Source organism: Inmirania thermothiophila (assembly GCF_003751635.1).
In the GTDB taxonomy this organism is placed as follows: Bacteria; Pseudomonadota; Gammaproteobacteria; order DSM-100275; family DSM-100275; genus Inmirania; species Inmirania thermothiophila.
The window spans coordinates 316,307-332,350 of the sequence record NZ_RJVI01000002.1 but is presented as its reverse complement, the minus strand read 5'-3'; the positions used below and the strand labels follow the sequence as shown (position 1 = coordinate 332,350).

The following is a 16,044-nucleotide window of genomic DNA, read 5'->3' as shown; positions in this document are numbered from 1 at the left end:
CGGATGGGCGCGCAAGTCCTTGTTTCACGGATCCTACAGCGGATGGCACGTATTTCGCATAAGGAAGGGGACAGGACGGACAGGAACGAGACCCATGGCGTCGATCCTCCAGTTCGATCCCGCCTCCTCCGCCGCCCGCCGCCCGGAGCGGCCGGCCCCCGGCCCCGACGCCCTGCGGGCGCTGCAGCTCGCCTCGACGCTGCAGGTCTGGCTCGATCCGGGGCGGGTGATCCAGCGCTTCGCGGCGGATCTGCTCGAGCACGGCGAGGCCGACGGCATCGCCTACCGGGACCCGGAGGAGGACCGCACCCTGCTGCACGGCACCCGCGCCGCGCACCGTGTCGCCTACCGCCTGGTGGTGGACGACGAGGACCTCGGCGAGGTGACCCTGATGTGCCGGCGCCGCTACGAGCCGGCGGAGCTGGAGGGGATCGAGACCCTGCTCGCGGCGCTGGTCTACCCGCTGCGCAACGCGTTGCGCTTCCGCCGCCTCGAGCGCTGCGCCCGTCTCGACGCCCTCACCGGCGCCGGCAACCGCGCCGCCCTCGACGAGGAGCTGCGCCGCCAGATGGATCTCGCCCGCCGCGGTGGACACAGCCTCGGGCTGCTCATGCTCGATCTCGATCACTTCAAGGAGATCAACGACCGCCTCGGCCACGCCGCCGGCGACGAGGTGCTGCGCGAGTGCGCGGCCCGCATCCGCGGGGCGATGCGGCGCAGCGATCTCCTCTTCCGCTACGGCGGCGAGGAGTTCGTGATCCTGCTGCCCGACGCCGGCTGCGAGGCCGCCGTGGCGCTGGCCGAGCGCATCCGCCGCGCCGTCTCCGCGCGCCCCTTCCGCCTGCGCGAGGAGACGGTGCGCGTGACGGTGAGCGTGGGCATCGCCTGCCACCGCCCGGGCGAGCCGCAGGCGGCGCTGCTCGAGCGCGCCGACCGCGCCCTCTACGCGGCCAAGCGCGCCGGGCGCAACCGCGTCGAGGTGCATCCGCCGGCGGGTGCGTGACCGCTAGGCTCCCGCTCCCGTGGAGCAGTCGCCGCGCAGGACGCAGCCGGCGCAGGCCGGCCGCTTGCGGCACGCCGCCTTGGCGTGGCGCACGATGAGGGCGTGGTACTCGCCGAAGAGGTCGGGATCGGGTTCGAGGGCGGCCTCGAACCAGGCCCGCAGCCGCTCGTAGCCCCACCCCGCCTCCGCCAGCCCCAGGCGGGAGAAGATGCGCCGCGTGTAAGCGTCGATCACGAACACCGGCCGCCCGAAGGCGTAGAGGAGGATGTCGTCGGCGGTCTCGGGACCGACGCCGTGGACCGCGAGGAGCGCCCGCCGCAGCGCCTCCGTGGGCCGCCGCGCCAGCCCCTCCAGCCCCCCCGCGGCCAGGTACCACCGGCAGTAGGCGGCGAGCCGGCGCGCCTTGACGTTGAAGTAGCCGGCGGGGCGGATGTGGGGCGCGATGGCCTCCGGCGGCAGCGCGGCGAGGGCCTCGGGGGCGAGCAGCCCCGCCGCGCGCAGCCGGGCGATGGCCCGCTCCACGTTCGCCCAGGCCGCGTTCTGGGTCAGGATCGCCCCCACCATGACCTCGAAGGGGGTCTCCGCGGGCCACCAGCCCTGCGGCCCGTAGCCCTCGAGGAGGCGGGCGTAGACCGCCCGCACGGCGGCGGCGTGCGGCGCCCTCACGGCCGCGGCAGCCCCACGAGCTCGCACAGGTGCGCCACCTCGCCGGGGGTGAGCTCGCGCCAGCGCCCCGCGGGCAGGCCCGGCGGCAGCACGACCGGGCCGTAGCGGACGCGGATGAGACGGCTGACCTGGACCCCCTGCGAGGCCCACAGCCTGCGCACCTCGCGGTTGCGGCCCTCGCGCAGGGTGACGTGGTACCACTGGTTGGCCCCGCCGCCGCCTGCGTACTCGATGCGCTCGAAGCGGGCGGGGCCGTCCTCGAGCCGCACCCCGCGCTGGAGGCGCTCGAGGACGAGGCCGTCCACCTCCCCGAAGACGCGCACCGCGTACTCGCGCTCGATCCTGCGCGACGGGTGCATGAGGCGGTGGGCGAGCTCGCCGTGGGTGGTCACCAGGAGCAGCCCCGAGGTGGCCACATCGAGCCGGCCCACCGCGATCCAGCGCCCCTCGCGCAGGCGCGGCAGGTGGCGGAACACGGTGTCGCGGCCCTCGGGGTCGCGCCGCGCCACCACCTGCCCGGCGGGCTTGTGGTAGGCGAGCACCCGCGGCGGCGGCGCCGCGCGCAGCCGGCTGCGCGGCACCGGCCGCCCGTCGACGACGATGCGCTCGCGCCCGCGCACGCGGGTGCCGGGCACCGCCGGCACGCCGTCCACGGTGACCCGGCCCTCGGCAATGAGGCGGTCGATCTCGCGCCGCGAACCGAGGCCGGCGCGGGCGAGGACCTTCTGCAGCCGCTCGCCCCCGCCGCCGCCCTGCCTAGCCGCCGTCATGGTCGGCGGGGGCCGGCCCCGCGAGCGGCAGCTCGGGCTCCACGGCATCGAGGTCCCGCAGCTCCGCCAGGGTCGGCAGCTCGTCGAGGCTGCGCAGGTTGAAGTGGTCCAGGAAGGCCCGGGTGGTGCCGAACAGGGCCGGCCGGCCGGGGGCGTCGCGGTGGCCGACGACGCGGATCCAGCCGCGATCGAGCAGGGTGCGGATGATGTTCGAGCTCACCGCGACCCCGCGGATGGCCTCGATCTCGCCGCGGGTGATGGGCTGGCGGTAGGCGATGAGGGCCAGGGTCTCGAGCAGGGCCCGCGAGTAGCGCGCCGGGCGCTCCTCCCACAGCCGCTGCACCCACGGGGCGTAGTCGGCGCGCACCTGCACCCGCCAGCCGCTCGCCACCTCCTTGAGCTCGACCGCACGTCCGGCATACTCCTCGGCCAGGGCCTCGAGGCAGGCCCGAAGCTGCCCGCGCGGCGGCCGCTCGTGTTCGGCGAAGAGCGCCGCGAGGGCGTCCAGCGACAGCGGCCGCCCCGCCGCGAGCAGAGCCGCCTCGAGGATGTTGCGAAGCCGCGCCGCGTCCACGCCTCAGCCCCCCTCCGCCGCGGCCCCGGTGCCGGCGCCGGCGCGGCGCACGTGGATCGGCCCGTAGGGCTCGGCCTGCACCAGCTCCACCAGGCTCTCGCGCACCAGCTCGAGGAGCGCGAGCAGCGTTACCACCACCCCCAGCCGCCCCTCCTCGGGACGGAAGAGGGCGGTGAAGTCCACGAAGCGGCCCTCGCCGAGGCGGGCGAGCACCGCCGCCATGCGCTCGCGCACCGAGAGCGGCTCGCGCCGCACCTGATGATGCGAGAACATCTCGGCGCGCCGCAGCACGTCCCGCAGGGCCAGCAGCAGCTCCTGCAGGGTCACCCGCGGCGGCACCTGCACCACCTGCCGCCCCCCGGCGTCGGCGCACGCCGGGAAGACGTCGCGCCCCACCCGGGGGAGGGCGTCGAGATCCTCGGCCGCGCGCCGGTAGCGCTCGTACTCCTGCAGCCGCCGCACCAGCTCCGCGCGCGGGTCCTCCTCCTCGCCCTCCTCGTCGGCCGCCGGCCGCGGCAGCAGCATGCGCGACTTGATCTCCGCCAGCGTCGCCGCCATCACCAGGTACTCCCCCGCCAGCTCCAGGCGCAGCCCCCGCATCATGTCGATGTACTCCATGTACTGGCGGGTGATCTCGGCGATGGGGATGTCGAGGATGTCGATGTTCTGGCGCCGGATGAGGTAGAGCAGCAGGTCCAGCGGCCCCTCGAAGGCCTCGAGGAAGACCCGCAGCGCATCGGGCGGGATGTAGAGGTCCTGGGGCAGCGCCGTCAGCGGCTCGCCCAGCACCACCGCGAAGGGCATCTCGCCCTGGCGGCCCGCCTGCTCCCCCTGCCGCCGCTGCGCGGTCATCTCAGCGGTAGCCGAGCCCCATCGCGCGCCGCACCTCGTCCAGCGTCTCCCGCGCCACCTCCCGCGCCGCCTCGCAGCCCTCGGCGACGATGCTGCGCACGAGGTCCGGGTCCGCCTCGTACTCCCGCGCCCGCGCCCGGATCGGCTCCAGCTCGGCGAGCAGCGCCTCGGTCACCCGCCGCTTGCAGTCGATGCAGCCGATCCCGGCGCTGGCACAGCCGTCGCGCACCCAGGCGCGGGTCTCGTCGTCGGAGTAGACGAGGTGGAACTGCCAGACCGGGCACTTGTCGGGGTCCCCGGGGTCGGTGCGGCGCACCCGGGCCGGATCCGTAGGCATGGTCCGCAGCTTGCGCTCCACCTCGGCCGGGTCCTCGCGCAGGGCGATGGTGTTGCCGTAGCTCTTGGACATCTTCCGCCCGTCGAGGCCGGGCATGCGCGGCGCCTCCGTGAGCAGGGCCCGCGGCTCGGGCAGGATGCGCTTGCCGCCGCCTTCCAGGTAGCCCAGCAGCCGCTCGCGGTCGGCCAGGGTCAGGTTCTGCTGCTCCTGCACCAGCGCCCGCGCCACCCCCAGCGCCTCCTCGTCGCCCTGCTCCTGGTAGCGGCGGCGCAGCTCGCGGTAGAGGCGCGCCTGCTTCTTGCCCATGCGCTCGACGGCGGCCTCGGCCTTCTCGGCGAAGCCGGGCTCGCGGCCGTAGATGTGATTGAAGCGGCGGGCCACCTCGCGCGTCAGCTCCACGTGCGCCACCTGGTCCTCGCCCACCGGCACGAGACCCGCCTTGTAGATCAGGATGTCCGCCGCCTGCAGGAGCGGATACCCGAGAAATCCGTAAGTTGCGAGGTCCTTCTCACGCAGGTTCTCCTGCTGGTCCTTGTAGCTCGGCACGCGCTCGAGCCAGCCCAGCGGCGTGATCATGGACAGCAGCAGGTGGAGCTCGGCGTGCTCGGGCACCCGCGACTGGATGAACAGCCGCGCCATGCCCGGATTGACCCCGGCGGCGAGCCAGTCCACGACCATGTCCCAGACGTTCTCCGCCACCACCTGCGGCTCCTCGTAGTGGGTGGTGAGGGCGTGCCAGTCGGCGACGAAGAAGTAGCAGTCGTACTCCTCCTGCAGCCGCACCCAGTTCTTGAGCACGCCGTGATAGTGGCCGAGATGCAGCCGGCCGGTCGGGCGCATCCCCGACAGCACCCGACGTTCCTGGGCGTCGATGGCGTTCAAGGCTCCTCCCTCCCGTCGGCACCCCCGGGCGGGGCGGGGGCATCATAGCAGAGGCCCGCTCAGACCCCGGCGAGCGCGAAGATCGCCCCCTGCAGGGCGTGCACCGGCGGTCCCAGGATGCGTCCCAGCAGCCCGGTGGCGATGAGCCCCAGGAGGATGAAGAAGCCGTAGGGCTCGACGCGCGCGAGCCGCCAGGCCCACGGCCCCGGCAGCACCCCGGTGGCGATGCGGCCGCCGTCGAGGGGCGGCAGCGGCAGCAGGTTGAGCACCATCAGCAGGACGTTGATGGCGATGCCCGCCCCGCCCATGTAGATGAGCGGCACCGCCGCCCAGGCGAGGTCGTCGCCGAGGGCGATGGCGAGGCGCATCACCAGCGCCCAGCCGAGGGCCATGAGGAAGTTGGCCGCCGGCCCCGCGGCCGCCACCAGGGCCATGTCCCGCTTCGGGTGGCGCAGGTTCTCCCAGGTCACCGGCACGGGCCGCGCCCAGCCGAAGACGAAGCCGCCGAGGAACAGCAGCAGCAGCGGCACCAGCACCGTCCCCACGGGGTCGATGTGGCGCAGCGGGTTCAGGGTCAGCCGCCCCATCATCATGGCGGTGGGGTCGCCGAGCCGCCGCGCCACCCAGCCGTGGGCGACCTCGTGGACGGTGATGGCGAAGAGGATCGGCAGCGCCCAGACCGCCACGCGCTGCGCCAGGGTGAGTTCTTCCATCGCGCGATTATACCCGTCCCGTCACGCCAGCAGCGGCGCGGGGTCGCCCGCGCCCACGCGGACCACCTCCGGCACCGGCCCGGTCATGTCCACCACCGTGGTGGGCTCGATGCCGCCGGCGCCGGCGTCGAGGACGAGGTCGAGGGCGTGGCCGAGGCGCTCGCGGATCTCGCACGGCTCGGTGAGGGGGCGGTCCTCGCCTGGAAGCTGCGCCGTGGTGCTCATGAGGGGCTCGCCGAGGGCCTCCACGAGCGCCTGCACCACGGGGTGGTCCGGCACCCGCAGCCCGACGGTGCGCCGGCGCGGATCGAGGAGGCGGCGCGGCACCTCGCGCGTGCCCCTGAGGATGAACGTGTAGGGGCCGGGGGTCAGCGCGCGCAGGATCCGGAAGGCGGTGTTGTCCACCTTGGCGTAGGTGGCGAGGTGGCCGAGATCACGGCACACCAGGGTCAGCTCGTGATGGCTGTCGAGGCGGCGGATGGCGCGGATCCGCTCCACCGCCGCCTTGTCCGCGACCCGGCAGCCGAGGGCGTAGGTGGCGTCGGTTGGATAGGCGATGACGCCCCCGCGGCGCAGGATCTCCGCCGCCTGGCGGATGAGCCGCGGCTGCGGGTTGCGCGGATGGACCTCGAAGTACTGGCTCATGCCGCCCCTGACATCGCCCGCCAGGCCGCCCACACCGGCGGGATGCCCTCGGGCAGGGGCGGCGTGCCGCCGAGGAGGGGGGTCATGCCCGGCTCGTGGAAGTCGCTGCCCACCGAGCCCGCGAGCCCGAGGCGGCGCACGATGGCGGCAAGGTCGGCGAGATCCGCCCCCTTGCGCGGTCCCGGCACGATCTCCGCCGCCTCGCCGCCGGCGGCCGCGAACTCCCGCAGGAGCGCCTCCAGGAGCGGGCGCGAGAGCCGGTAGCGCAGCGGATGGGCCAGCACCGCGCGCCCGCCCGCGGCGCGGATCACGGCCACGGTCTCGGCCAGATCCGGCCAGCGCCAGGCGACGTAGCCCGGCCGCCCGCGCCCGAGGAAGCGCCGCAGCGCCTGCCCGACGTCGCGGGCACGGCCGCGGCGGATCAGGACCCGGGCGAAGTGGGTGCGCGTCAGCACCGCCCCCGCCGCAAGCCCCCTCGCCTCCTCCAGGGTGCCGGTCTCGCCGAGCCGGGCAAGGCGCCCCGCCATCCGCTCGGCGCGGGCCTCGCGCGCCTCGCGAAGGGCCGCCAGCGCCCCCTGCAGGGTCGCCTCGGCGGGGTCGATGCCGAGCCCCACCACGTGCACCGTCCGCCCCGCCCAGGTGGCCGAGAGCTCCACCCCCGTCACCAGGACGGGACCCGCCTGCGCCGCCGCGCGCGCCTCGGCGAGGCCGGCCACGGTGTCGTGGTCGGTCACCGCCAGCAGCCCGACCCCGCTGCTGCGGGCAAGCGTCACCACGGCCGCCGGCGGCAGGGTGCCGTCGGAGGCGGTGGTGTGGGTGTGGAGATCGACGCGCACGGCAGGCATCGGTGCATTCTAACCGGGATCCTTTCCGCGCGCGCCCGGGACAACCGCGGCGGGCTGTGCCAGAATGGGCCTCATCCCGGCCTCGAAGACGCCCCGAATGAAGCTGCTCGTCGACTTCCTGCCCGTCCTCCTCTTCTTCGCCGCCTACCAGCTCTGGGACATCTACGTCGCCACCGCCGCCGCCATCGTCGCCGGCGCCCTCCAGGTGGCGTGGGCGTGGCTGCGCCATGGCCGCGTCGAGCCCATGCCGCTGGTCACCCTCGCGGTGCTGGTCCTCTTCGGCGGCGCCACCCTGCTCCTGCACGACGAGCGCTTCATCAAGTGGAAGCCGACGCTGGTCAACTGGCTCTTCGCCGCCGGGTTCCTCGCCAGCCACTTCGTCGGCCGCCGCCCGCTGATCCAGCGGCTGCTGGCCGCCAACATCGAGCTTCCGCCACCGGTGTGGCGGCGCCTGAGCTGGATGTGGATCGCCTTCTTCGCCGCCATGGGGGTGATCAACCTCTTCGTCGCCTACCGCTTCTCCACCGACGTCTGGGTCGACTTCAAGCTCTTCGGGATGCTGGGGCTGACCCTGGTCTTCGTCCTCGTCCAGGGCCTCTATCTCGCCCGCCACATCGCCCCCGAGCAGCACGAGGAGGGCAGCCGCTGATGCTCTACGCCATCATCGCCGAGGACCACCCGGAAAGCCTCGCGCGGCGCCGCAGCGCGCGGCCCGCGCATCTCGCCCGCCTCGAGGCGCTGCAGGCCGAGGGCCGGCTGGTGCTGGCCGGGCCCTTCCCCGCCATCGACGCCCCGGACCCGGGTCCTGCGGGCTTCTCGGGCAGCCTCATCGTCGCCGAGTTCGAATCCCAGGAGGCGGCCGAGCGGTGGGCGGCCGAGGATCCCTACCAGGCCGCAGGGGTCTACGCCCGTGTGACCGTGCGGCCCTTCCTCAAGGTGCTGCCGCGATGAGCCGGGCCGAGCGGATCGAGGCCCGCCTGCGCGAGGCCCTGGGCGCCGAGCACGTGGAGGTGGTGGACGAGAGCCATCGCCACGCGGGCCACGCCGGCGCCCGCGACGGGCGCGGCCACTTCGCCGTCACCGTGATCGCGCCGGCCTTCGCCGGGCGCGGCCTGCTGGAGCGCCACCGCATGGTCTACGACGCCCTCGGGACGCTGATGCAGACCGACATCCACGCCCTCTCCATCCGCGCCCTCGCCCCCGGGGAGACCGGCGCATGAGGCCGGCCGCCCTCCTCCTCGCCGCCGCCCTCGCCGCGCCCGCCGCCGCCCCCGCGGCCGAGGACGCCGAGGCGGTCGCCCGCGTCGACGGCACCGAGATCACCGTCCCCATGCTCGACGCCTACGTGCGCGAGCGCACCCAGGGCCGCGCGGGCTACGCCCAGCTCCCTCCGGCGCAGCGCCGCCAGGCCCTCGACGACCTCGTCAACCTCGTGCTCCTCGCCGCGGAGGCGCGCGCCCAGGGGCTCGACCGCGCCCCCGGGACCGCGGCGCGGCTCTTCGTGCGCGAGGCCGACACCCTCGCCCGCGCCATGCTCGCGCGGGTGATCGCCGCCTCGCCCGTGAGCGAGGAGGCGCTGCGCCGCGCCTACGAGGAGCGCTTCGCCGGGCGCGGCGAGACCGAGTACCGCCTGCGCCACATCCTCGTCGCCGACGAGGCGCGGGCCCGCGAGGCCCTGCGCCGGCTCGACGCGGGGGAGGACTTCGCCGCGGTGGCGCGCGCCCTCTCCCTGGATCCCAGCGGCGAGCAGGGCGGCGACCTCGGCTGGCTCTCGCCCGCCGCCCTCGAGCCGGCGCTGCGTGCCGCGGTGGAGCGGCTGGCGCCGGGGGGCCGCACCACCGAACCCGTGCGCACCCGCTTCGGCCTCCACATCGTCCGGCTCGAGGGACGCCGCACGGCCCCCCCGCCCCCCTTCGAGGCCGTGCGCAGCCGGCTCGCCGCCGAGCTTCAGACCGAGCGCCTCAAGGCCCACGTCGCGGAGCTGCGCAGCAAGGCGCGGATCGAGGAGCGCGGCGCCGGGCGCTGAGCGCCGCCCGCCTCAGCCGCCCTCGAGCCGCGCCAGCAGGTCGAGGAAGGCCGCCTCGTCGAGGATCTCGATCCCGAGCTCGCGGGCGCGCGCGAGCTTCGAGCCGGGCTCGGCGCCGACCACCAAGGCGTCGGTGCGGCGCGAGACGCTGCCGCTGACCCTCGCCCCGAGGGCCTCGAGCCGCGCCTTCGCCTCCTCCCGGGTCATGGAGGTCAGGGTCCCGGTGAGGACGAAGGTCCGGCCGGCGAGGGGGGCCTCGCGGCGCGCGGCCGGCGCCTCCCGCGGCCAGCGGACCCCGGCCCGCCGCAGGGCCTCGATGACCTCGCGGTTGTGCGCCTCGCGGAAGAAGTCGTGGATCGCCGTCGCCACCACCGGCCCCACGTCCGGGACCTGCTGCAGCGCCTCCACGTCGGCCGCCATGACCGCGTCGAGGTCGCCGAAGTGGCGCGCCAGCGCCGCCGCCGTGGCCTCGCCCACCTGCGGGATGCCGAGGGCGTAGAGGAAACGGGCGAGGGTCGTCTCCTTGCTCGCCTCGATGGCCCGCAGCAGGTTCTGCGCCGACTTCTCCCCCATGCGCTCGAGACCCACCAGGTCCTCCCGGCGCAGCCGGTAGAGGTCGGCCGGGCTGCGCACCAGCCCGCGGCCCACCAGCTGCTCCACCAGCTTCTCGCCGAGGCCGTCGATGTCCATGGCCCGGCGCGAGGCGAAGTGCAGGATCGCCCCCTTGCGCTGGGCCGGGCAGTAGAGTCCGCCCATGCAGCGGTGGGCGGCCTCGCCCGGCAGGCGCTCGACGCGCGAGCCGCACACCGGGCAGCGCTCGGGCATCCGCCAGGGCCGCGTCCCGGGCGGGCGGCGGTCGCGGACCACCGCCACCACCTCCGGGATCACCTCACCGGCGCGGCGCACGATCACGGTGTCGCCGACGCGCACGTCCTTGCGCTCCACCTCGTCCTGGTTGTGGAGGCTGGCACGGCTGACCGTGACCCCGCCCACCTGCACCGGGCGCAGGACCGCCACCGGCGTGATGACCCCGGTGCGCCCCACCGAGGGCTCGATCGCCTCCACCACGGTGGCGGCCTCCTCCGCCGGGAACTTGTGCGCCACCGCCCAGCGCGGGGCGCGCGCGGTGGCGCCGAGGGCCTCGCAGGCGGCGAGGTCGTCCACCTTGTAGACCACGCCGTCCATCTCGAAGGGGAAGGCCGCGCGCTGCGCCAGGATGCGCCGGTAGTAGGCGAGGCAGCCCTCGACCCCCTCCGCGGTCTCGAGCTGCCCGCTGAGGCGGAAGCCCCACGCTGCAAGCCGCCGCAGCGACGCCGAGTGCGTCGGCGCCAGCGGCTCCGACAGCTCGCCGAAGCCCCAGGGGACGAAGACCAGGGGGCGGGCGGCGGTGACCCCGGGGTCGAGCTGGCGCAGGCTCCCAGCGGCGGCGTTGCGCGGGTTGGCGAAGGGCGGCTCGCCCGCGGCGCGCCTCGCCTCGTTGAGGCGGGCGAAGGCCTCGCGCGGGATCACCACCTCGCCCCGCACCTCCAGCACCCGCGGCCAGCCCGCACCCAGCAGGCGCAGCGGCACGGTGCGGATGGTGCGGGCGTTGGGGGTGACGTCCTCGCCCCGCCGGCCGTCGCCGCGGGTCGCCGCCCGCACCAGGACTCCGTCCTCGTAGCGCAGGCTCACCGAGGCGCCGTCGAACTTGGGCTCGCAGGCGTAGGCCACCCGCGCCACCCCCAGGCGCTCGCGCACGCGGCGGTCGAACTCTGCCACCTCGCCCTCGTCGAAGGCGTTGTCCAGCGACAGCATGGGGACGGCGTGGGGGACCTCGCCGAAGTCCGCGCGCGGCGGCGCCCCCACCCGCTGCGTGGGCGAGTCGGGGGTCACCAGCTCCGGGTGCATGGCCTCGATCTGCTGCAGCTCCCGCAACAGGCGGTCGTACTCGGCGTCCGGGATCACCGGATCGTCGAGGACGTAGTAGCGGTAGTTGTGATACTCGATCTCGCGCCGCAGGGCCTCGGCCCGCGCGCGCACCGCCTCCGGCACCGCCATCAGCCCGCCTCCGCGGCCCGCGCCCGCAGCAGCGCCCGCCCCGCCTCGTCCAGCGGCCGGCGGTCGCGGTCGCGAAGCTCCCCCCCGAGCCGCGCCGCGAGCCGGTCCGCCGCCGCGAGCAGGGCCTCCACGCCTGCCGCCGCGTCCGGGTGCCCGGGCAGGGTCAGGAACAGCGTCAGCGCCGGGGTGCGGAAGCCCTCCGTGAGCGCCTCGGGGAAGGTGCCGGGCTCGCGGGCGTTGGCGACGCTGTAGAGCAGCCGCCCCTCGGCGTCGCGGTGGTGGAAGATCTCCATCGCGCCCCAGGCGAGGCCCAGCTCGTCGAAGGCGCGGGCAAGCTCCGGCCCCTCGAAGGCGCCCTCGCGCGCGCGCACGTGCACCACCACGAGGTCGGCCCAGCCCGCCGGACGCGGCCCCGCCTCGGCCTGCGCCGCGCCCGCACCGGGGCCGTCCCCGCCGGCCGGCCCGGCATCCGCCGGCGCCTCCCCGCCCTCCGCGGGCGGCGCCTCGACCGCCAGCACCGGCTCGCTGCGCGGGCGCGCCGCCGCCGCCCGGCGCCGCGCCAGCCACTCGCGCAGATAGACCCCGCCGATCACGGCGATCCCCGCCACCAGCAGGGCCAGGCGCAGCTCGTCCATGGCCTCACCCCGCCGCCATCTGGACCGCGTCCTCCACGTCCACGGCCACCAGCCGCGACACCCCGGGCTCGTTCATGGTCACGCCGATGAGCTGCTCGGCGATCTCCATGGTGGTCTTGTTGTGGGTGATGATGATGAACTGGACCCGCTCGCTCATCTCCCGCACCAGCTCGCAGTAGCGCCCGACGTTGGCCTCGTCCAGGGGCGCGTCCACCTCGTCGAGCATGCAGAAGGGCGAGGGGTTGAGCTCGAAGATGGCGAACACCAGCGCCACCGCGGTGAGCGCCTTCTCCCCGCCGGAGAGGAGATGGATGTTGCTGATGCGCTTGCCGGGCGGGCGCGCCATCACCGTCACTCCCGTGTCCAGGAGGTCCTCGCCGGTCATCTGCAGGTAGGCGTGGCCGCCGCCGAACAGCCGCGGGAAGAGGGCCTGGAGGCTGGCGTTGACGCGGTCGAAGGTGTCGCGGAAGCGCTCCCGCGTCTCGCGGTCGATGCGGCGGATGGCCGCCTCCAGGGTCTGCAGCGAGGTGGTGAGGTCCTCGTGCTGGGCGTCGAGGTAGCGCTTGCGCTCCTCCTGCTGGGCGTGCTCCTCGATGGCGGCGAGGTTGACCGGGCCGAGGCGGCGGATGCGCTCCTCCACCGCCGTCAGGGCCTCGGCGCAGGCGGCCTCGTCCTCCTGCGGCGCGAGCGCCGCGGCCTCCGCCTCCAGGTCCACGCCGTCGAGCCGCGCGAGCTGCTCGTCCACCCCCTGCAGGCGCGCCGCCAGCCCCTCGCGCTCGGCCCGCAGCGCGGCGACGGCGTCGCGCCGCGCCTGCAGGCGCCGCTCCGCCTCGCCGCGTGCCGACTCCAGCTCGCGGATCTCCGCCTCCACCGCCTCGAGGGCCTGCCGGGCCTGCCCCAGCGCCTGCTCCACCTCGACCCGCGCCGCGAGCGCCGCCTCCAGCCGCCGCGCCAGGTCCTCGATGGGCGCCTCGGCCTCGCGCAGCGCCGCCTCCAGCGCCTCCTGGCGCTGCCCGAGCTGCCCCGCCCGCGCCTCGGCGCGCTCGAGGTTGCGCCGGGTCGAGGCCTCCTCGGCTCGCTGCGCCTCGAGCCGCACCTCCAGGCCGTGGGCCTGCTCGCGCTCGCCCCGCGCCCGCTCCCGCGCCTCTGCCACGGCCTCCTCGAGCCCGCGCCGCTGCGCCTCGATCTCCCGCTGCTGCGCCTCCAGGGTCGCGAGATGGCCCAGCGCCGCCTCCAGGCGCCCGCGGGCCTCGCGCACCGCGACCTCGTCGCGCTCGCGCTGGGCCGCAAGCTCGGCGAGCTCCGCCTCCAGCCGCGCCCGGCGCCCCTCCACGTGCTCGAGCCGCGCCCGCCGCCCGCCGAGCTCCGCCTCCACCCGCGCCAGCGCGCGCTGGGCCTCGTGCCGCGCCCGCGCCGCCTCCTCGCGCGCCTCCTCCAGGGTCCGCACCGCAGCGGCGGCCTCGGCCACCTCGCCCTCGAGCGCCGCCACCCGCGCCTCGGCCTGCGAGACCTCCGCGCGCAGGCTCCGGATCTCGCGCTCGCGGGCGAGCACGCCGCTGCGCTCGTCGCGCGCCCGCGCCACCCGCAGCCAGCCGCGCCCGAGCCAGATCCCGTCCGCGGTGACCACCGACTCGCCGGGCGCCAGCGCGGCCCGGGCGGCGAGCGCGGTCGCAAGATCCGGGGCGGCGAGGATCCCCGCGAGGAGCTCCGCGGCATGCCCGCCGCGCACGCGCGCGGCGAGGGGCTCGAGGCCCGCGCGCGCCCCACCCGCTGCGGCCTCCGCCGGCTCCACGAGGGTCAGGTGCCCCCCCTCGAGGGCCGCCGCGGCCTCGGCGAAGCGCTCCACCGCCTCGACGCAGACCGCCTCCAGCGCGGGGCCGAGGACCGTCTCCACCGCCTGCTCCCAGCCCGGATCCACCTCCAGGGCCTCGGCCAGGCGCGGCGCCTCGGCGAGCCCCGCCCGCTCCACCCAGCCCCGCACGGCGCCGTCCCCGCGACCCAGCGCCGCCTGCTGCAGCGCCTCCAGCGAGGCCAGCCGGCCGCGCAGCCGCTGCAGCTCGCTGCGGGCCCGGTGCAGCGCCTCGGCGGCCTCGTCCCCGCGCCGCCGCGCCGCGGCAAGCCCGCGCCCGCTCTCCTCGAGGCGGGCCTCGGCCGTCGCCAGCACCTCCCGCAGCCTCGCCCCCTCCTCCGTCAGCCGCGCGATCTCCGCCTGCAGCGGGCCGCCGTCGAGGGCGGCGCGCTCCTCCTCGGCCGCGGCCTGGCGGCGGGCCAGCCGCTCCAGGTCGCGGTCCAGGTGCTGGATCCGGGTGCGCTCCACCTCGGCGGCGCGCCGCGCCTCGTGGAGGGCCTGCTGCTGCTCCTCCCGCCGCCGCCGCCAGGCGGCGAGCCGCGCCTCCGCCTCCCGCAGCCGCTCGGCGGCCTGCTCCGCCCGCGCCCGCGCGGCCTCCACCGCAGGCACCGCGGCCTCGATCTCGCCCCCCAGGGCCTCGAGGCGGGCGCGGTCGGCCTCCATGTGGCCGCGCGCCTCGGCGAGCGCGGACCGCGCCTCCTCCAGCTCGCGTGCAAGCCGCGCCGCGAGTTCGCGCTGGTGGGCGAGCCCCTGCTCGAGGCGGGCCACCTCGGCCCCGTGGGCGTAGTAGCGGCCCTGCTCGGCGCCGAAGCGCTCCGCCGCGCCCTCGCGGGCCTCGCGGGCGCGGTCGAGGCGGGCCTCGATCCCGCGCAGGTCGGCCGCCGCCGCCTCCACCGCGGTCTCGGCGGCGCCGATGCGGGCCTCCAGCGCGCCCAGTGCCTCCTGCAGGCGGCGCCGCCGCACCAGCCACAGCCGCGCCTCCAGCCGCCGCGCCTCCGCCCGCAGCGCGCGGTAGCGTTCGGCCGCCCGGGCCTGGCGCTGCAGCTGCTCGAGCCGGCGCCCGATCTCCTCGCGCAGGTCCTGGAGCCGCTCGAGGTTCTCGCGGGTCTGGCGGATGCGCGTCTCGGTCTCGCGCCGCCGCTCCTTGTAGCGGGAGATCCCCGCGGCCTCCTCGAGGTAGGCGCGCAGCTCCTCCGGGCGGGCCTCGATCAGGCGCGAGATCATGCCCTGCTCGATGATGGAGTAGCTGCGCGGCCCGAGCCCGGTGCCGAGGAAGACGTCCATGATGTCGCGCCGCCGGCAGCGGGTGCCGTTGAGGTAGTAGGCGGACTGGCCGTCGCGGGTGACGGTGCGGCGGATGGAGATCTCGGCGAAGCGCGCGTACTGCCCGCCGAGGCCGCCGTCGGCGTTGTCGAAGACCAGCTCCACCGAGGCCTGCCCTACCGGCTTGCGGGAGGTGGAGCCGTTGAAGATGACGTCGGCCATGGAGTCGCCGCGCAGGGTCTTGGCCGAGCTCTCGCCCATGACCCAGCGCACGGCGTCGATGACGTTGGACTTGCCGCAGCCGTTGGGGCCGACGATGCCGATCAGCCGGCCGGGCAGCTGGATGGTGGTGGGGTCGACGAAGGACTTGAAGCCGGCGAGCCGGATGCGCTTGAGCCGCACGGGCGTTCCCCTGTCCCCCGCTGGGGAGTCAGCGTCCGCGATCCCTGCCCCGCAGCGGCCGTTCCCGCCCCGGGGCGCCTGTGGTATGGTGCCGCGCCTCCCGTTGGGGTGTGAAGCGCCGCGCCGCGGCGGCGAGGAGGAGGCCCGTGAGCACGCGACCGAGCAAGAACCTGGAGACCTTCCCCAACCCCGAGCCGGGCCGCGATTATACCATCCGGATCCGGGCGCCCGAGTTCACCTGCCTGTGCCCCAAGACGGGCCAGCCGGACTTCGCCACCCTGCTCATCGAGTACGTCCCCGACCGCCTCTGCGTCGAGCTCAAGTCCCTCAAGCTCTACATCTGGTCCTACCGCGACGAGGGCCACTTCCACGAGGCGGTCACCAACCGCATCCTCGACGACCTCGTGGCCGCGGTGCAGCCGCGCTTCATGCGCCTGACCGCCGAGTTCAACGTCCGCGGCGGCATCTGGACCACGGTGGTGGCCGAGCACCGCGCCGAGGGCTGGCGCCCCCCCGAGCCCGTGACGCTGCCCGGCTGAGCCGCC

The 16,044-nt window shown here is 75.9% G+C and carries 17 protein-coding genes; 6 read left to right on the top strand and 11 right to left on the bottom strand.

Annotated features, from left to right (window positions below):
- Positions 1–94: 94 nt before the first annotated feature.
- The gene (locus EDC57_RS07290) at positions 95–1,003 is read left to right on the top strand and encodes a GGDEF domain-containing protein (protein WP_123401226.1); all 909 of its coding nucleotides are present in this window, start codon (positions 95–97) and stop codon (positions 1,001–1,003) included.
- Between the two features lie 3 nt (positions 1,004–1,006).
- Here EDC57_RS07290 and EDC57_RS07285 read toward each other — a convergent pair whose 3' ends face one another.
- From EDC57_RS07285 to EDC57_RS07250, 8 genes are read right to left on the bottom strand one after another with little or no spacing between them, the layout of a single operon-like run.
- Complete coding sequence (locus EDC57_RS07285) at positions 1,007–1,669, bottom strand: endonuclease III domain-containing protein (protein ID WP_425454794.1); 663 nt, start codon at positions 1,667–1,669, stop codon at positions 1,007–1,009.
- A complete protein-coding gene (rluB, locus tag EDC57_RS07280) occupies positions 1,666–2,439 on the bottom strand; it encodes a 23S rRNA pseudouridine(2605) synthase RluB (protein ID WP_123401225.1) in 774 nt (257 codons plus the stop codon). The genes EDC57_RS07285 and rluB overlap by 4 nt, the downstream gene beginning before the upstream one ends.
- A complete protein-coding gene (scpB, locus tag EDC57_RS07275; protein WP_123401224.1) occupies positions 2,426–3,013 on the bottom strand; it encodes an SMC-Scp complex subunit ScpB in 588 nt (195 codons plus the stop codon). Before scpB ends, rluB begins: the two co-directional genes overlap by 14 nt.
- 3 nt (positions 3,014–3,016) lie before the next feature.
- Positions 3,017–3,865, bottom strand: a complete 849-nt coding sequence (locus EDC57_RS07270; protein WP_123401223.1) for a segregation and condensation protein A — start codon at positions 3,863–3,865, stop codon at positions 3,017–3,019.
- Position 3,866: 1 nt separating this feature from the next.
- Positions 3,867–5,084 carry a tryptophan--tRNA ligase gene (locus EDC57_RS07265; RefSeq protein WP_211331922.1) on the bottom strand — a complete coding sequence of 406 codons (1,218 nt, stop codon included), beginning with the start codon at positions 5,082–5,084 and terminating at the stop codon, positions 3,867–3,869.
- A 59-nt stretch (positions 5,085–5,143) separates the two neighbouring features.
- Positions 5,144–5,797: a site-2 protease family protein gene (locus EDC57_RS07260; RefSeq protein ID WP_123401222.1), complete on the bottom strand. Its 654-nt coding sequence runs from the start codon at positions 5,795–5,797 to the stop codon at positions 5,144–5,146.
- A 21-nt stretch (positions 5,798–5,818) separates the two neighbouring features.
- On the bottom strand, positions 5,819–6,442 hold the full coding sequence (locus EDC57_RS07255; protein ID WP_123401838.1) for an L-threonylcarbamoyladenylate synthase: 624 nt from the start codon (positions 6,440–6,442) through the stop codon (positions 5,819–5,821).
- Positions 6,439–7,287 carry a PHP domain-containing protein gene (locus tag EDC57_RS07250; protein ID WP_123401221.1) on the bottom strand — a complete coding sequence of 283 codons (849 nt, stop codon included), beginning with the start codon at positions 7,285–7,287 and terminating at the stop codon, positions 6,439–6,441. The genes EDC57_RS07255 and EDC57_RS07250 overlap by 4 nt, the downstream gene beginning before the upstream one ends.
- A gap of 97 nt (positions 7,288–7,384) precedes the next feature.
- On the opposite strand from EDC57_RS07250, the gene EDC57_RS07245 reads away from it, so the two are divergent.
- The 4 genes from EDC57_RS07245 to EDC57_RS07230 are packed head-to-tail and all read left to right on the top strand — an operon-like array spanning position 7,385 to position 9,313.
- Positions 7,385–7,936 carry a septation protein A gene (locus EDC57_RS07245; RefSeq protein ID WP_123401220.1) on the top strand — a complete coding sequence of 184 codons (552 nt, stop codon included), beginning with the start codon at positions 7,385–7,387 and terminating at the stop codon, positions 7,934–7,936.
- Positions 7,936–8,238 (top strand): YciI family protein, encoded by a 303-nt coding sequence (locus tag EDC57_RS07240; protein WP_123401219.1) that lies wholly within the window; start codon positions 7,936–7,938, stop codon positions 8,236–8,238. The genes EDC57_RS07245 and EDC57_RS07240 overlap by 1 nt, the downstream gene beginning before the upstream one ends.
- A complete protein-coding gene (locus EDC57_RS07235; RefSeq protein ID WP_123401218.1) occupies positions 8,235–8,507 on the top strand; it encodes a BolA family protein in 273 nt (90 codons plus the stop codon). The genes EDC57_RS07240 and EDC57_RS07235 overlap by 4 nt, the downstream gene beginning before the upstream one ends.
- Positions 8,504–9,313 carry a peptidylprolyl isomerase gene (locus EDC57_RS07230; RefSeq protein WP_123401217.1) on the top strand — a complete coding sequence of 270 codons (810 nt, stop codon included), beginning with the start codon at positions 8,504–8,506 and terminating at the stop codon, positions 9,311–9,313. Before EDC57_RS07235 ends, EDC57_RS07230 begins: the two co-directional genes overlap by 4 nt.
- Before the next feature lie 12 nt (positions 9,314–9,325).
- Here the strand turns inward: EDC57_RS07230 and ligA are convergent, their stop codons facing one another.
- From ligA to smc, 3 genes are read right to left on the bottom strand one after another with little or no spacing between them, the layout of a single operon-like run.
- Positions 9,326–11,350 carry an NAD-dependent DNA ligase LigA gene (gene ligA / locus EDC57_RS07225; protein ID WP_123401216.1) on the bottom strand — a complete coding sequence of 675 codons (2,025 nt, stop codon included), beginning with the start codon at positions 11,348–11,350 and terminating at the stop codon, positions 9,326–9,328.
- The gene (locus EDC57_RS07220; protein ID WP_123401215.1) at positions 11,350–11,985 is read right to left on the bottom strand and encodes a cell division protein ZipA C-terminal FtsZ-binding domain-containing protein; all 636 of its coding nucleotides are present in this window, start codon (positions 11,983–11,985) and stop codon (positions 11,350–11,352) included. The genes ligA and EDC57_RS07220 overlap by 1 nt, the downstream gene beginning before the upstream one ends.
- A 4-nt stretch (positions 11,986–11,989) precedes the next feature.
- Positions 11,990–15,499 carry a chromosome segregation protein SMC gene (smc, locus tag EDC57_RS07215; protein WP_123401214.1) on the bottom strand — a complete coding sequence of 1,170 codons (3,510 nt, stop codon included), beginning with the start codon at positions 15,497–15,499 and terminating at the stop codon, positions 11,990–11,992.
- A gap of 146 nt (positions 15,500–15,645) precedes the next feature.
- Between smc and queF the strand changes: the two genes are divergently transcribed.
- Positions 15,646–16,038, top strand: a complete 393-nt coding sequence (gene queF, locus EDC57_RS07210; RefSeq protein WP_123401213.1) for a preQ(1) synthase — start codon at positions 15,646–15,648, stop codon at positions 16,036–16,038.
- Positions 16,039–16,044 lie beyond the last annotated feature (6 nt).

Coding starts and splice junctions, on each gene's coding strand:
- EDC57_RS07245 (WP_123401220.1), top strand. CDS start 7,385: ATGAAGCTGCTCGTCGACTTCCTGCCCGTCCTCCTCTTCTTCGCCGCC.
- EDC57_RS07255 (WP_123401838.1), bottom strand. CDS start 6,442: ATGAGCCAGTACTTCGAGGTCCATCCGCGCAACCCGCAGCCGCGGCTC.
- EDC57_RS07220 (WP_123401215.1), bottom strand. CDS start 11,985: ATGGACGAGCTGCGCCTGGCCCTGCTGGTGGCGGGGATCGCCGTGATC.
- rluB (WP_123401225.1), bottom strand. CDS start 2,439: ATGACGGCGGCTAGGCAGGGCGGCGGCGGGGGCGAGCGGCTGCAGAAG.
- ligA (WP_123401216.1), bottom strand. CDS start 11,350: ATGGCGGTGCCGGAGGCGGTGCGCGCGCGGGCCGAGGCCCTGCGGCGC.
- EDC57_RS07235 (WP_123401218.1), top strand. CDS start 8,235: ATGAGCCGGGCCGAGCGGATCGAGGCCCGCCTGCGCGAGGCCCTGGGC.
- EDC57_RS07290 (WP_123401226.1), top strand. CDS start 95: ATGGCGTCGATCCTCCAGTTCGATCCCGCCTCCTCCGCCGCCCGCCGC.
- EDC57_RS07230 (WP_123401217.1), top strand. CDS start 8,504: ATGAGGCCGGCCGCCCTCCTCCTCGCCGCCGCCCTCGCCGCGCCCGCC.
- EDC57_RS07270 (WP_123401223.1), bottom strand. CDS start 3,865: ATGACCGCGCAGCGGCGGCAGGGGGAGCAGGCGGGCCGCCAGGGCGAG.
- EDC57_RS07250 (WP_123401221.1), bottom strand. CDS start 7,287: ATGCCTGCCGTGCGCGTCGATCTCCACACCCACACCACCGCCTCCGAC.
- EDC57_RS07240 (WP_123401219.1), top strand. CDS start 7,936: ATGCTCTACGCCATCATCGCCGAGGACCACCCGGAAAGCCTCGCGCGG.
- EDC57_RS07260 (WP_123401222.1), bottom strand. CDS start 5,797: ATGGAAGAACTCACCCTGGCGCAGCGCGTGGCGGTCTGGGCGCTGCCG.